Source organism: Alteromonas marina, from assembly GCF_000808575.1.
GTDB lineage: Bacteria > Pseudomonadota > Gammaproteobacteria > Enterobacterales > Alteromonadaceae > Alteromonas > Alteromonas marina_A.
In genome coordinates this window covers 69,668-82,844 of record NZ_JWLW01000003.1, presented here as the reverse complement: position 1 = coordinate 82,844, position 13,177 = coordinate 69,668, and the positions used below count along the sequence as shown (strand labels likewise).

The 13,177-nt window shown below is 41.0% G+C and carries 18 protein-coding genes; 15 read left to right on the top strand and 3 right to left on the bottom strand.

The window, feature by feature from the left end; all coding sequences use genetic code 11:
* Positions 1 to 34: 34 nt before the first annotated feature.
* Positions 35 to 1,084, bottom strand: a complete 1,050-nt coding sequence (locus RJ41_RS01955) for a hypothetical protein (protein WP_156964751.1) — start codon at positions 1,082 to 1,084, stop codon at positions 35 to 37.
* Positions 1,085 to 1,559: 475 nt separating this feature from the next.
* Here RJ41_RS01955 and RJ41_RS01950 point away from each other — a divergent pair, with 475 nt between their 5' ends.
* The 9 genes from RJ41_RS01950 (at position 1,560) to RJ41_RS19290 (ending at position 6,130) form a co-directional block, all read left to right on the top strand.
* The gene (locus RJ41_RS01950; RefSeq protein ID WP_039216488.1) at positions 1,560 to 1,817 is read left to right on the top strand and encodes a type II toxin-antitoxin system Phd/YefM family antitoxin; all 258 of its coding nucleotides are present in this window, start codon (positions 1,560 to 1,562) and stop codon (positions 1,815 to 1,817) included.
* Entirely contained in the window at positions 1,805 to 2,110 is a 306-nt protein-coding gene (locus tag RJ41_RS01945; RefSeq protein ID WP_039216487.1) for a type II toxin-antitoxin system RelE/ParE family toxin, read from the top strand. Before RJ41_RS01950 ends, RJ41_RS01945 begins: the two co-directional genes overlap by 13 nt.
* Before the next feature lie 101 nt (positions 2,111 to 2,211).
* Positions 2,212 to 3,009: a DUF3800 domain-containing protein gene (locus tag RJ41_RS01940; protein ID WP_014951205.1), complete on the top strand. Its 798-nt coding sequence runs from the start codon at positions 2,212 to 2,214 to the stop codon at positions 3,007 to 3,009.
* Between the two features lie 14 nt (positions 3,010 to 3,023).
* Positions 3,024 to 3,779: a hypothetical protein gene (locus RJ41_RS01935; protein WP_032096156.1), complete on the top strand. Its 756-nt coding sequence runs from the start codon at positions 3,024 to 3,026 to the stop codon at positions 3,777 to 3,779.
* A complete protein-coding gene (locus tag RJ41_RS01930; protein WP_039216485.1) occupies positions 3,769 to 4,554 on the top strand; it encodes a DUF5677 domain-containing protein in 786 nt (261 codons plus the stop codon). Before RJ41_RS01935 ends, RJ41_RS01930 begins: the two co-directional genes overlap by 11 nt.
* A gap of 200 nt (positions 4,555 to 4,754) precedes the next feature.
* Entirely contained in the window at positions 4,755 to 5,138 is a 384-nt protein-coding gene (locus RJ41_RS01925) for a MerR family transcriptional regulator (protein WP_014951206.1), read from the top strand.
* 77 nt (positions 5,139 to 5,215) lie between these two features.
* Complete coding sequence (locus RJ41_RS01920; protein ID WP_014951207.1) at positions 5,216 to 5,560, top strand: mercuric transporter MerT family protein; 345 nt, start codon at positions 5,216 to 5,218, stop codon at positions 5,558 to 5,560.
* A 32-nt stretch (positions 5,561 to 5,592) separates the two neighbouring features.
* Positions 5,593 to 5,868: a mercury resistance system periplasmic binding protein MerP gene (merP, locus tag RJ41_RS01915; protein WP_014951208.1), complete on the top strand. Its 276-nt coding sequence runs from the start codon at positions 5,593 to 5,595 to the stop codon at positions 5,866 to 5,868.
* Between the two features lie 49 nt (positions 5,869 to 5,917).
* Entirely contained in the window at positions 5,918 to 6,130 is a 213-nt protein-coding gene (locus RJ41_RS19290; RefSeq protein ID WP_080589192.1) for a GDCCVxC domain-containing (seleno)protein, read from the top strand.
* A gap of 30 nt (positions 6,131 to 6,160) precedes the next feature.
* Here RJ41_RS19290 and RJ41_RS01910 read toward each other — a convergent pair whose 3' ends face one another.
* Together RJ41_RS01910 and cadR are read right to left on the bottom strand one after the other, a co-directional pair.
* Positions 6,161 to 7,681: an ISNCY family transposase gene (locus RJ41_RS01910; RefSeq protein WP_039216484.1), complete on the bottom strand. Its 1,521-nt coding sequence runs from the start codon at positions 7,679 to 7,681 to the stop codon at positions 6,161 to 6,163.
* 327 nt (positions 7,682 to 8,008) lie between these two features.
* Positions 8,009 to 8,431, bottom strand: a complete 423-nt coding sequence (gene cadR / locus RJ41_RS01905; RefSeq protein WP_014951210.1) for a Cd(II)/Pb(II)-responsive transcriptional regulator — start codon at positions 8,429 to 8,431, stop codon at positions 8,009 to 8,011.
* 79 nt (positions 8,432 to 8,510) lie between these two features.
* Here cadR and RJ41_RS01900 point away from each other — a divergent pair, with 79 nt between their 5' ends.
* From RJ41_RS01900 to RJ41_RS01875, 6 genes are all read left to right on the top strand, one after another.
* Complete coding sequence (locus tag RJ41_RS01900) at positions 8,511 to 9,137, top strand: cation efflux transmembrane domain-containing protein (protein WP_014951211.1); 627 nt, start codon at positions 8,511 to 8,513, stop codon at positions 9,135 to 9,137.
* Positions 9,134 to 9,499 carry a DUF3703 domain-containing protein gene (locus tag RJ41_RS01895; protein ID WP_039216483.1) on the top strand — a complete coding sequence of 122 codons (366 nt, stop codon included), beginning with the start codon at positions 9,134 to 9,136 and terminating at the stop codon, positions 9,497 to 9,499. Before RJ41_RS01900 ends, RJ41_RS01895 begins: the two co-directional genes overlap by 4 nt.
* Entirely contained in the window at positions 9,486 to 10,385 is a 900-nt protein-coding gene (locus RJ41_RS01890; protein WP_014951213.1) for a cation diffusion facilitator family transporter, read from the top strand. Before RJ41_RS01895 ends, RJ41_RS01890 begins: the two co-directional genes overlap by 14 nt.
* A 19-nt stretch (positions 10,386 to 10,404) precedes the next feature.
* A complete protein-coding gene (locus RJ41_RS01885) occupies positions 10,405 to 10,782 on the top strand; it encodes a hypothetical protein (RefSeq protein ID WP_014951214.1) in 378 nt (125 codons plus the stop codon).
* Between the two features lie 72 nt (positions 10,783 to 10,854).
* On the top strand, positions 10,855 to 12,252 hold the full coding sequence (locus RJ41_RS01880) for a TolC family protein (protein WP_014951215.1): 1,398 nt from the start codon (positions 10,855 to 10,857) through the stop codon (positions 12,250 to 12,252).
* Positions 12,245 to 13,174, top strand: coding sequence for an efflux RND transporter periplasmic adaptor subunit (locus RJ41_RS01875; protein WP_014951216.1), 930 nt, complete (start codon positions 12,245 to 12,247; stop codon positions 13,172 to 13,174). The genes RJ41_RS01880 and RJ41_RS01875 overlap by 8 nt, the downstream gene beginning before the upstream one ends.
* Positions 13,175 to 13,177 lie beyond the last annotated feature (3 nt).

The window sequence follows — 13,177 nt, the reverse complement described above, 5'->3', positions numbered from 1 at the left end:
CATATTTCGCCTATTTAGACCAAGTAATGAATCGTTACTTACTCGTACCAAAGAGCAGATAATCTGACACTACTTCATCATGTACATACCCTGTGTGAGCTTGTAAATAATTAACCACACCATATTTATATACGCCAGGGAGTGGAACCTTGTAGGTTTTTCTCGCAACTGATATCGCAACATTGGCATATTGGCCTTTTAATTCGCCAACACTGCTCTCATCTATTGGGTAAGACAGAAGATCGTTAGGATCGCTAAACGCAATTACTCTCTTTTTTTGGTTAGCGTTTCTAGCATCAATAGTACCGTCATCTAAGATTGAGTGAAGTGTGTCATAATCGCTAGCCATTTTCTCAGACAACGTTTTCGGAGCTTTGTTTACCGAATCTCCGGTATTTAATAGAGCGATTTGGTTTGCCATCATATAAATCATATCGACACGATTATCTAGAACATGATCTCCATCCGCCTTCAGTTCATTGAGAACATCAATAAGGATCTTAGAGCCTAGACTAAAGGTGACAACAATGAGCTTTTCATTTTCATCAATCTGTTCTTTCAAATCTAAAACTTGGCTTCTAACCCTTTGTACTATCTGCTTTTTAGAACTACCCGTATACATGACCACGTCAACAATTCCATTATTAAGTAGGCTATCTTTCGCGAGTTTCGTCGTTGCGGTTCTATTTGGATTTAATACAGGGTCGTCATCGACATCCCTTAGTTTTCTTTTGGCTTGAGACGTGATGTCCAACCACCACAATACATTGAATGTTAGAGTTTGACCCTTGTAGCTAAAGCTATCGAGAGAGTCATCAATGTAGGGACTTTTTATTTTAAGAGCTGAACGTAAATCGTTGATGACACGCGAGTAGTCATTGATACCTCCGGTGGAAGAATATCCCCCCATTCCATGTATAAAAACTATTCTGATATCTTTGTTCGTTCCTTTAATTACGTCAACAATTCCATCGAATTCAATGTTTGCGGTGCTACCAGCGTAAACTTCATTCACTTTATTCGTTTTAATGATACAGCCCGAGAGAATGCAAGCTGTGAGTAGCAATACCATAAAGTTTTTCATATTAGAGTCCTTTTGATCTGTTATCACAAAGAACTCTTTATTCAGTAGCACTGAAAAGCGGCAAAAAGACGTCATCCTTGTATAGTTGAAAGTAGAACAGAAAATGTTCAAATACAACACTAGTAGCTAATCGAAACTACTTCACAAAGAATTCGATTTGGAAAATAACACCATTTACGTGTTTACCGCACACCCAGCCTCTGTGGGGAAAAACTACCATGACTTCTAACCTAAAAATGCCCGCTTCCTGTAAAACACTATGAACTAAAATTGATTAAAAAAAATTGAGTATGGGATCAATGGTTTAAAACATTCTGATAATGGTTTTGATGTATTCACCCAGCGTAATGAGTTTGGCGATTGGTTTAATTTTAGTGGCGAAGATTGTGGTAAGTTCTTTTCAAATCTGCTTTCAGCGAATGAAATCTTGTGTGGTCATCGTTAAGTGATACATTTGAAAGTTGGAGCCTGCATCGTGAAAGTAGAATTAGTTACTACATTGAAGAGACAAGCCACAAAAATTTTGCAAGACCTGCATACTTCAAAAGAGCCTGTTTTGATTACTGAACATGGTCAGCCATCGGCTTACTTAGTCGATGTTGATGATTATGAGATGATGCAAAAGCGCATGTCGATTCTAGAAGGTATTGCAAAAGGTGAGCAGGCAATAAGAAATGATGACGTTTTAACTAACCAGCAGGCCAAAGAGAAAATGGATAAATGGCTGAAATAGTATGGACAGAACCTGCTCTAAATGACTTGGACAATATTGCTGAATACATAACGGTATCTAATTTAGTTGCGGCAAAGCAACTGGTTAAAGAAGTCTTCGCTAAAGTAGATATGCTTGAGGAATATCCTAAATCAGGAAAGTCAGTTTCTGAATTACCATCTCTAAATTACCGTGAGCTTTATGTGAAGCCCTGTCGAATTTTTAATAAGTTTGAGGACAACAAAGCCTTTACTTTGCACGTACTCCGGTCGTTCAGGAATGTTTGGTGCAATCAGCGCTTAACGGGTCAATAGGTCCAAATTTTCACAACATCGCCTACCTGACTAAAAGTTAAACTTGCTAATACTATATGTTGCATTGTTTAATATGATTATGCATACGGAGGCGTGTATAAATGGCAAAAGGAAAGCTAATTTGGCATATTGCCTGTGACGAATCTGGTATAGATGGGCAGGTATACTACGGTTTTGGTTCCTTGTGGATGAAGTACCAACGTCGCGGCGATTTTGTTCGTATCATCAGAAATCTTAGGGAAAAGTATCGATATACAAACGAAATTAAATGGCAACGTGCTCATCAGAAAAATAACATTGATTTTTACAAAGAGCTTGCCGATGTATTTTTCAAACACGCGTGGCTGGCTTTTCATTGCATAGTTATTAGAAAAGGATTGGTAGATAAATCATTTCATGACGGTGACTACGACCTTGCAATGCGAAAACACTTCACAACTCTTATTTCTTCAAAAATAAAAGCAGTTAAAAAAGCACATCCTAATCAGTTATCAGAATTTCGAGTCGAAGTCGACCCATTACCGTCGCGATACAATAAGGCTGACGAAGCGTTTCATACAATCGCTAACAATATCCTAAAACAAGAATTAGGCGGTGATGCTCTGATTCAAACAGTTGTGACTAAAGACTCAAAAGATTCTCAGCAAATACAGCTGGCTGACTTTCTGTTGGGAGCAGTTATGAGCGCGTTTCAAGGAAAAGTAACCTCTGATAGAAAGCGAGATATGGCGAATCATATTGCATCATATTTAGGCTGGGACTCGCTCAAACACGACACTTGGGACTATGAGCGAAAATTTAATATTTGGTATTTTCATGATATCAGGCGAGATCAACGTGAAATTCATACGAAGAATGTAGAGCTGAGATATCCGCTCCCTGCAAAATCACTTAAGTGAAGTAGAAAAAAAGAATGAAAAAAAGTAACCACCAAGGAAAGGTGTTAAAAGATCATAAAAAAGTGGGCAAAAAGTTCATCCCCCCTTTAATGCAAATCGACAAGATGAGAGAAACATCGTTTGTAAACGACCGGCTTCCGTGCTTAATTTGGATGTCGTCATTATATCTTCGTCTTGGCGATAGGAATGCAACTAAAGTCATTGTTGATTTTATTGATACTGCGTATAACTGCTTTGAGGGTGAAAAAATTGCGCCGCTTCAATACATGGGTAGCTATACAACTCTGTCAGATTCAAAAAAGAATGAATTGTATGAGACATTAAGAACGAAACCATATTTCAACGACGTTTTAAGTAATCTCGAACATCAGTATCACTTATTAAAGAGCTATCCATTAGCGTTTCTTTTTTCTGAGCACCAGTATGGTGTTGACCGTGAAGATGCCATTGAAATGCTGAAAGAGGATGTAGAGGCGCTTTTGGATAGACTGTCATCAAAAGCGACCAAAGTTCAGGTTACTGCGGTTTACGCAGAGATAATATCTGGGCGAATGAAAATTTCTGCTCATATCGACTTGCCTGACTTCAATGCAATATTCAAAGCGCCAGAGTCTGATGATGCAAAGCGTGTTGCAAGTTTTGCTCGCGCTCATATCAACGGATTTGCAGCAGCTTCTTTTTTGAAAGAAATAGGGGTTCCTGAAAACAATTGGCCAGAGACTTTTTGGAATGAGGCTTTTGATTTAGATGGATGCGACAATGGATATTGAAGAATTAGTAAGTGGCTACGTCGATTATCTAGTGGACAGTTTCGATAAAGTTTGGACTAAAGTTAAAATTCCCGCGGATAAACTGGAGGCATTATCTGCCATTGGTGGTCTTTTATCTCGACAAATTACTCTCTCCATCGAGTTGGCTCAAGCTCCCTCAACATGGAACGGACATTCTGCACCATTATTCTTACGCTCTATGACCGATTTATATATCACGCTTGCGTGGATGATGGATGATTTGGAAGAGCGACCCCATAAATACATTATGCATGGTCTGGGTGAAGCAAAGTTACTTATCGAACACTACAAGCTCCTGTTAGAAAAGGAGGAATATCAAGAAGACAAAGAAGATCTTCAACAAATGATAGAGTTTAGAGAGCATTGGATTAATTCACAACGCAATGAATTTTTTGTCGAAGTGGATGTTGGAACGTGGTCGAATTTAAATTGTAGGAAAATGGCGCAAGAGGCAGATTGCGAAGACCTTTATAATTTTGCTTACACGCCCTTTAGCCAAGTGGCGCATAGCATGTGGCCCCATGTTTCAGTTTACAATATGACTCGTTGCAAAAATCCACTACATAAGCACCACTTGATTCCTGCTCTACTAGACGTGCCGCTCGACCCCGACTACTTGTATAGATCCTGCAAATACGTTGACAAGACTTATCGGTTGTTTGAAAAGCACTTTGAAGTATCAATAAAACTAATGCCGCTCGATTGGTGGAACAACTATTGGGAATCTATTCCAATAGAAGAAGATGTAAAGTAGCGCCTTTGAAGAAGTCCGCTAAACTGGATTAGTGTGATTACCAAGGGATTATGTCGGTCTAATTACCGAGCGACTTTGTCGCATTTAAGGTAACAGTTAGTATTATCCACTTCAATAAATATGCAAATATTTCCTTTGAAGCATGAGTTAATTAGACGTTTTGTATATTATTGAATTAACCAGAATATTAAAGGTAGCCAATGTATACAATCAGTAAACTCGCCAAAGAGGCAAATGTTGGTGTAGAGACCGTTCGTTTCTATGAACGCAAAGGCTTACTTGAACAACCCATCAAACCGATACAGGGATACAGGCAATATACAGAACAAGCACTTTCAAGACTATTGTTCATAAAGCGTGCACAGTATTTAGGTTTTACATTGGCGGAAATATCATCATTATTAATATTAAGTGCTAGTAATTGTGAAGATGTTCAGCAACTCGCTGAGCAAAAGCTTGCAGTAATTGAAGATAAGTTAAGAGATTTGCTTAACCTTAAAGACAGCCTTGTCTCGCTCATTTCAGACTGTAAAACTAATCCAAGTGATAAAGATTGCCCAATCATTCAGTCACTTCAACCGTAAAATGACTCATCACTTGACTCCGTACCCATATACGGAGTTTATGCTGTGCTTAAAAGAACAGTGTAATAAACGTAAATATGGCAAAAAGTAGTCAACTATCAATCTTAGGCGGGCTTGCCGCAGCAATCGGTGCAAGTGCCTGCTGTGCCGGGCCTCTTGTTTTACTTTTATTGGGTATAAGTGGTTCATGGATTAGTCATTTAACACTCTTAGACCCTTATCGTCCTATTTTTATATTCGTGGTTGTAGTTTTATTTGGCTTTGCTGGGTGGAAGATACATCAGCCTGTTGAAAACTGTGCGGATGACGAGGCTTGTGCAGTCCCAAAGGTAAGAACACGACGAAAAGCAGTATTTTGGTTTACCACACTGTTGGCGTTTGTTTTTGTTACCAGCAACTACTGGATCATATGGGTCGTGTAGGTGCTACCACTTAACTCTAATTGGAGAGAAAAATGAAGAAGTTATTGATTACAACTTTATTGTTGATAAGCAGCACGGCGACGTTTGCAAAAGATGTAACTGTTACGTTAGAAGTTCCGTCTATGGATTGTGTAACGTGCCCGATAACAGTAGAAAAAGCACTTGAGCGCGTTAAAGGCGTTAAACAAGTGGAAGTGACATTTGAAAATAAACTTGCTGTTGTAACATTTGACGATGAGATAACAAATCCTGATGCACTAACAAAGGCTACAAAGAATGCTGGTTATCCTTCATTAGTGAAGTCGTAAGGCCGTCGCTAGTTGAACGATATTGAAACCCTCAGAGGAACACAAAACTATGGCGAAAATAGAACTCTCATCGACGATTACTTGCCCACATTGCGATTACAGCCAGCAAGAAGAAATGCCAACCACTGCATGCCAATTTTTTTATGAATGCACTAAATGTAAAACACTGCTAAAGCCTTTGAGCGGCGACTGCTGCGTTTATTGCTCATATGGAACAGTGAAGTGCCCTCCAATTCAAGAGGGCAACAGTTGTTGTAATTGAAAAGTAGTCAGTTAAACAACTGGCTATTTATTATGATGATTCATGCAAAGCTAGTGATCTCTCAATTCTCAGTGCGGTTGTATTCATATCATTTCTCAACCACATACTGCGCACGCCATTTGGGCTAACATCAATGCCTAATGCTTCTGTTAGCTTATGTGCCACCTTCTGCTGACCAAGGTGAGGATGTTCAAGAGAGAACTCGATTACCGCTTTCTCGATTTCCATATCTACACAGTTTTTATGCCGTATGTTAGGCGTTTCTTGCCGTTTTAGCGCATCAGGGCCACCTCGCTTAACCATTCTTAAGTGCCGATGAATAGTGTCTCGTGAGACGCCACTTTGGCGTGATGCAGCACTGACGCTTCCGAGCTTTTCGATTAACGCTAATACTTCAAGTTTCTTCTGTACTGCCAAGTCTTCTGATGCCAGTTTGCTTGGCTCATTAACTTCCGAGATCTTCAGTTTGCGACCAGCGAAGTGAGCGGTAAACCCTTTTTTACTCGTGTTCCTTATCTCGATTTTCTGATTGGCAATGGAGTGCTTGAGCGGTGAATCAATGAGGTAGAATTTGTTGCCATAACTGAAGGTATGGTCGTTACGTATTTTACGATGGTCTTTAATGACGCAGATATCATCAAGGTTGATGTGTTTTGACAGAGGCGTAAATTCAGGTGCTTGCTTTGATTTCACTTGGACTTTCGACTGCCAGAACTGCGGAATGAAGACATGCTTAAGGTAAGCATTGGCAGCGGCGATATCGTTGATATTGTTCAACCTAAGTTCGGGCACCAACCTGTCTTGGAAGGTTTCGAACGCTCGTTCAACGCGCCCTTTACCTTGTGGGGAATTGGCAAAGATAATTTCAATGCCCAGCTCCTCACAAGCGCGTTGCATTTGTGAGAAGTTACAACGCTTAGGCCCACCATAGATTCCGGCTCTGTCCACATAAAGTGTTTTAAACACACCTTTCTTTTCAAGGCAGTCACGCATGACTTTCAAACATCCAACGGTGGTCTCTGATGGGAAGAATTCAGCATAAACTTCACTGGTGGCATCATCTATCATCGCAATGAGACAATGCTTTTTGTTACCAAACCAACGGTGCGGACTACCATCCATTTGCATCATTAAGCCCGGTGCGGCCATACGTTCTCTGCGTTTACGAACATGGCTACGACGACGCTTAGCTCGCTTTACATGATGAATATCGTGCGCCCAACCACGTAAGGTCTCACGCTTAACAACAATGTGTTCATTCTCAGCCAACTGCTCGGCTAAGTGCAGTAAATTCAAATCAAAATACTTATCCTTAATTAACGCTTGAACGGCTTTTTTTATCGAAATAGGCGTTTTATTCGGGGGTGATTTACCGCAATTACCATGCACCACAAACTGAATACCGACTTCTTGATAGCGTTTTATATAGCGTTCAATTGAACGTCGGGATTTATTGAGTAACTTGGTAGCATTGGCAATCGATATTTTACCTTCAACCACTTTAGCTATTATATCAACGGTGAGTTGAGCTTTAGAATCCATCACAATCATCCTCAACATGCCTTCTAGTATTCAAAAAACAAAACACTAACAGGCACATAAAAAAATGACCGACAGAATCGCTTGGTAATTAAGATACGACAAAGTCGCTTGGTGTTAACACGCTAAACTGGATTAGTCGTAACTTAACCTGACACTTTCAGAGATAGAGCTAGACCAAAATTGACAGTCTCTTGTGCACGTGAAGCAGACCTTGGCTCATTAAGATTTTAATGACACGAATGAGGTAATCAACGGTCATGCTACTAATAAAAATTGAATGGCTGCTTTAGCCGAATACCTATGACAAAGCTCCAACATAAAACTGATAATTCGAGACTAATTCTCCGTACTAGAAGAACACACTTCTGCAATGCTATCTAATTGATGCAATACCCCGCACTCTTTAACCTTCTTATCATGATCGCAAGCAGAACGAATTGAAATCAGTGTTTCTTGTAGTACTTTTAATTCAGCTATCCGATGTTCGATATCGTCAACATGCTTATCTATTGTAGTATTAACGTTTTCGCAGCTATTCTCTGGGTTTGCTCGGGTTTCCAGTACTAATTTAATTTCCTCGATTGTCATATCTAATGCGCGACATTGCTTTATAAACAATAACTGCTTCAGTGCATCTTCAGAGTAGCTTCGATAATTCGATGCCGTTCGCTCAGGTGCAGCCAATAGTGATTTACGCTCATAAAAACGAATTGTCTGAATACTTAACCCTGTCTTAGCTGCCAGAAGCCCAATTTTCATTTTAACTTGCCTAAAGCTTGACTCTATACCAAGTATAGAGTTTACACTCGCGTTATAGGTGAGTAAAGCGAGTGTTTTTATGAGTGGTTGTGGGTGCGAAATTGAGATAAAAGACCAAGAACAAAAGGCAGTTCTCTACTGGCTATTGGGCATCAATGCTGTGATGTTTATCATTGAAATGAGTGTAGGGTTACTCGCTGACTCAACAGCACTTATTGCAGACTCCCTTGATATGTTGGCTGACGCAGTCGTTTACGGTGTTGGTATATATGCAGTAGGGAAAACAATTGTTCACAAAGCCAATGCTGCAAAGGTAAGTGGATATTTTCAATTGGCATTAGGCCTATTAATTTTGTTTGACATAGCTCGTCGCGCAACCTTTGGAAGTGGGCCTGAATCTATGCTTATGATGGGCATGGGCGGTGTTGCACTTATCGCTAACGTTATATGTTTGGCGATAATCAGAAAACAAAAAAATGGCGAGGTGCATATGCGAGCAAGTTGGATATTCTCGGCAAACGACGTCATTGCAAACATAGGAGTGATATTGGCGGGTGTGATGGTTTATCTATTCGATACTCGTTGGCCTGATTTGGTCATAGGTTTTATTGTGTCTATCGTTGTGTTACGAGGCGCAGTCTTAATTCTAAAAGACGCCAGACAGGAATTCCGTGAAAACAGCTCGACGAATGGAGAGATCGTATGAATTTCACTCAAGCAGCAAAACCTTACATACTTCAAAAACTGAGCGCCGCGCATCAATCCCTTTCGAACAATGACAATAAAGCAGGATTTAAGGCCTTAGAGTATGCTCATGTCATCGGTCAGCACTCAACATACCACCACACACGAGTGCATTATGAAATGCTTAAATTTGGAATAGAACGCCGCGACCTTAAAGAGATATTTGGACAAATTTTTAGAATGCTAGGTGCGCTGACTAAAACTCCAATTGGCTTATTGCCTGAGGGCAATACTGGTGGGGCAAACGTGAGTCCATTCAAGTCAATGTCTATTTCACCCGAAAACAAAGCCATATTGGAAAAAATTAGAAATGCACAGTCATAACCATTCACACTCGCAAGAGAATTCAACCGACGCGTCTAAACGTATTGGATGGGCGTTTTTCTTAAATGTGGTGTTCACTGTTATTGAATTCATTGGTGGATGGCTTACCAACAGCACCGCTATTATGGCTGACGCAGTGCACGATTTGGGTGATAGTCTTTCCATTGGTACAGCGTGGGGATTAAACAAGCTTAGCGATAAAGATTCTAATCAAACATTCTCATACGGCTACAAAAGATTTTCCTTACTCGGTGCATTGATTAACGGTATTGTGCTGACGGTAGGCTCCATTTGGATATTGCTTGAAGCGATACCTCGTTTGGCTGAGCCTGAAATGCCCCAAGTTGAAGGGATGGTTTTATTGTCTATCTTTGGGATGGCAGTAAACGGCTTTGCGGCTTATAAACTGAGTGAGGGAGACTCATTAAATGAGCGAGTCCTCAACTGGCATTTGCTGGAAGATGTGCTTGGTTGGGTAGCAGTATTTATCGTGTCCATCGTCTTAATGTTTAAGCCTTGGCCTATTTTAGATCCAATCTTATCCATTGGCTTTACTTTGTTCATCCTTTTCAATGTGTTCCGCAATCTCAAAGAAACCCTAATGCTGTTTTTGCAAGCAACGCCCGATGAAGAACAGCTTTCAAAGATTCGAAGCGATTTACTGGCAAACGATAAGGTAAGTGATCTTCATCATTTTCATATTTGGTCTCTAGACGGTGAGCGTAACGTAATGACGGTCCATCTTGTTCTTGATGAAGATGTCAGTCTTGAGCACCTCCAATCACTCAAAGAAAACATACACAGTTCGTTAGAAAAGTATAAATTTGAACATACGACAGTTGAGCTGGAGTTTGCTAATGAACAATGTCGTGACGAAGTGAATTAGGTTTGGTAACCTTTCATACATGAAAAATCTAAAACGCATAAGTTACATCGTGATCTCGCTGATACTCTTTCAGTCGTTTTCTGCTGTGGCGAATTCGTTAGATTTTCATGCAATAGACATTCAGCACTTGCAACACGAGCATAAGCATTCTGAGCACGAGCAAGTGCAGTCTGAGCTGTCTGCCAATGAAACCAGTGATAAAGTAAGTACAGAGCACCACAATCCTGCTGATTGTCACCATTGCGGCCACTGCCATGGCACACATGCACAATGGGTCAGTCAGAGTCATATCAACAGTCTGAAAACAGTGGTTTCAGTCCACAATTTCAACTATTTAGATGCGGTAATTGACGCACCTATTAACCGCTTACTTCGCCCCCCCAAAATTACTTCCTAGTACGTTTTTTCGATAGCACCGCGCTGATAACACTCGCGATGCTAAATATTGATAAATTATTAGGATATTCCAATGAAAATGTTTCCTATTTTCGGGCATGCATCTGCCATTGTGTGCAGTTGCATACTGGGCTTATTACTCAGTCCACCGACCGCTCATGCGGCGAAAACCAACAGATTTGTAGACAAAAGTGTCCAAGCGCCCATACGAGAAACGCTGACTCTTGAGGACGCTATTAGACTAACACTTGCCAATAATCCAAGTCTGTATGAGTTTAAATTTAAACAACGTGTTATAGACGGAGAGTCAAAAACGGCGGCGCTTAAACCCGCATTGAATGCAGGGGTTGAATTAGAGAACTTTTTGGGAACTGGCGAGGTATCAGGTCTCAAAGAGCTTGAAGTTACCTTGACATTATCATCAGTGTTACAGCTCAATGATAAGCCAGCAGCAAGGTTGAATGTACTCTCTGAACGAAGAATACAGCAAGATGTTGAAAAGCGAATACTCACCTTAGATATCCTCGGTGAGCTTAATCGTCGTTACATCAAAGTACTCGTATTGCAGGCGAACTTAGACGTCATAAAAGATGCAGAGGCACTTGCACTTTATACATTGAATGCCGTAACGAAACGCGTTGAAGCAGGCGCGTCCCCCTTGTTAGAACAAAAACGTGCCCAAGCTGCGCTGGCCCAAGCAAAGCTCGATGTTAATCTAGCTCAACAGGACCTAACGTTTGCCTTGCGCAGTTTATCCATCATGTGGGGGGAGCAGGTACCGAGCTTTAAGCGTGTGGAAGGCGATCTTTTTGCTTTTAATAAGATTGAGTCGTTTGATGCGCTGGCAGTCGCAATCCAAAATAGCCCTCACATTGACCTATACGCTAAACAAAGCCGTGTGCAAGCGGCGCAGCTTCGTTTAGTGCAAGCGAATAACCGCGCTGATATTGAGTGGTCAGCGGGGCTTCGCAGAATGCAAGGTATTGATGAAACAGCACTGGTTGCCGGAGTAAGCGTTCCATTGTTTCAAAAAGAACGAAACCTTGGTGAATATGAAGCAAACAGGGCACGTCTTGACGCAATAGAGCAGCAAAGACAAAGCAACGTTCGAAGCCTATTACATTCAGTTAATCAAGCGTTAGGCGAACATACACGAGCATTGCTAGAGATTGACACACTTCAGCGCAAGGTGATTCCTCCGTTAAAGGGCGCGTTAGATTTAGTCGAGAACGCCTATTTGGAGGGCCGTTTCAGCTACTTGGAATGGGTAACTACTCGACAAGAATTTCTGACAACCCGGCTGACATTAATAGAGGCAGCGTCTCAAGTTCACTTAAGCAAAACAGAAATTGAAACACTCACAGGTCTCGCGCTGACGAATGAGCACAATGATGACTCATTTCACCCAAGTCACAAAAGCAATTGGCAGCAGTCATCTAACATTTCGATAAGAAGTCATGATTATGAATAAATTCACAATACAAAAAGTACTTATTTCTATCTTCACCCTTAGCCTTTATAGCCTAACCGCAATCGCAGGAGGTAAACACAGTGATGTAAGTTCCAGCGATCAAGACAATCACGCAGGTGAAGTCGTAAGAATGAGCAATGAAACAGCAATTCAGAATGGTATTTCTGCAACTCCCGTGCTCGCACGCGATATTGCGTTAACGAGTACGCTTTATGGGCGAATTAGTGCAGACCCCGCCTCATTAAGTCATATAAGAGCACGGTTTGACGGTGTTATTAAAGATGTAAAAGTCAACATTGGCGATTCCGTTAAGAAAGGTGATATTTTAGCGGTTGTTGAGTCCAATGAGAGTTTAAAAAGTTATTCCATCACGTCACCTTTTGATGGCAATGTGATTGCGCGACATGCGAATAATGGTGAGTTATCAAACGGGCAAGTACTTTTTTCGTTAGCTAACTATAAAAACGTATGGGCACAGCTGACCGTTTTTTCACAAATGCTTAGCAGCATCAAGGTTGGACAGTCAGTTGAACTAAGCCACGCAGGTTTCAACCAAACCTCCAAGATTGCATATATTACGCCTTCAGCTGATGGCAATCCACACTCTCTTGCCAATGTAGCTGTCGATAATAGTACTGGATATTGGCCACTCGGTACGCTGGTCAAAGCACAAGTTACGACGTCAACTAAGTCAGTAAGTCATTCGGTTCCTCTATCTTCTGTGCAAGAGTATGAAGCCAAACAAGTTGTTTTTGTGGTTGAGGGTGATGAGTATGCGCCCAGAGCGGTAGAGCTTGGTGTCTCAGATGGTCACTATATCGAGGTTATCAGTGGCCTTGAAGCAGGCGAACGCGTCGTGGCTTCCAATAGCTACATAATTAAAGCAGATTTGGAAAAATCGGAGGCAGGCCATGATCATTAATGC

Excerpts from the sequence above, each read along its gene's own strand:
- RJ41_RS01895 (WP_039216483.1), top strand. The coding sequence starts at position 9,134 with ATGAATTTCACTCAAGCAGCAAAACCTTACATACTTCAAAAACTGAGC.
- cadR (WP_014951210.1), bottom strand. The coding sequence starts at position 8,431 with ATGAAAATTGGGCTTCTGGCAGCTAAGACAGGGTTAAGTATTCAGACA.
- RJ41_RS01885 (WP_014951214.1), top strand. The coding sequence starts at position 10,405 with ATGAAAAATCTAAAACGCATAAGTTACATCGTGATCTCGCTGATACTC.
- RJ41_RS01910 (WP_039216484.1), bottom strand. The coding sequence starts at position 7,681 with ATGATTGTGATGGATTCTAAAGCTCAACTCACCGTTGATATAATAGCT.
- RJ41_RS01880 (WP_014951215.1), top strand. The coding sequence starts at position 10,855 with ATGAAAATGTTTCCTATTTTCGGGCATGCATCTGCCATTGTGTGCAGT.
- RJ41_RS01955 (WP_156964751.1), bottom strand. The coding sequence starts at position 1,084 with ATGAAAAACTTTATGGTATTGCTACTCACAGCTTGCATTCTCTCGGGC.
- RJ41_RS01935 (WP_032096156.1), top strand. The coding sequence starts at position 3,024 with ATGAAAAAAAGTAACCACCAAGGAAAGGTGTTAAAAGATCATAAAAAA.
- merP (WP_014951208.1), top strand. The coding sequence starts at position 5,593 with ATGAAGAAGTTATTGATTACAACTTTATTGTTGATAAGCAGCACGGCG.
- RJ41_RS01900 (WP_014951211.1), top strand. The coding sequence starts at position 8,511 with ATGAGTGGTTGTGGGTGCGAAATTGAGATAAAAGACCAAGAACAAAAG.
- RJ41_RS01930 (WP_039216485.1), top strand. The coding sequence starts at position 3,769 with ATGGATATTGAAGAATTAGTAAGTGGCTACGTCGATTATCTAGTGGAC.
- RJ41_RS01890 (WP_014951213.1), top strand. The coding sequence starts at position 9,486 with ATGCACAGTCATAACCATTCACACTCGCAAGAGAATTCAACCGACGCG.
- RJ41_RS01875 (WP_014951216.1), top strand. The coding sequence starts at position 12,245 with ATGAATAAATTCACAATACAAAAAGTACTTATTTCTATCTTCACCCTT.
- RJ41_RS01925 (WP_014951206.1), top strand. The coding sequence starts at position 4,755 with ATGTATACAATCAGTAAACTCGCCAAAGAGGCAAATGTTGGTGTAGAG.
- RJ41_RS01945 (WP_039216487.1), top strand. The coding sequence starts at position 1,805 with ATGGCTGAAATAGTATGGACAGAACCTGCTCTAAATGACTTGGACAAT.
- RJ41_RS01940 (WP_014951205.1), top strand. The coding sequence starts at position 2,212 with ATGGCAAAAGGAAAGCTAATTTGGCATATTGCCTGTGACGAATCTGGT.
- RJ41_RS19290 (WP_080589192.1), top strand. The coding sequence starts at position 5,918 with ATGGCGAAAATAGAACTCTCATCGACGATTACTTGCCCACATTGCGAT.
- RJ41_RS01920 (WP_014951207.1), top strand. The coding sequence starts at position 5,216 with ATGGCAAAAAGTAGTCAACTATCAATCTTAGGCGGGCTTGCCGCAGCA.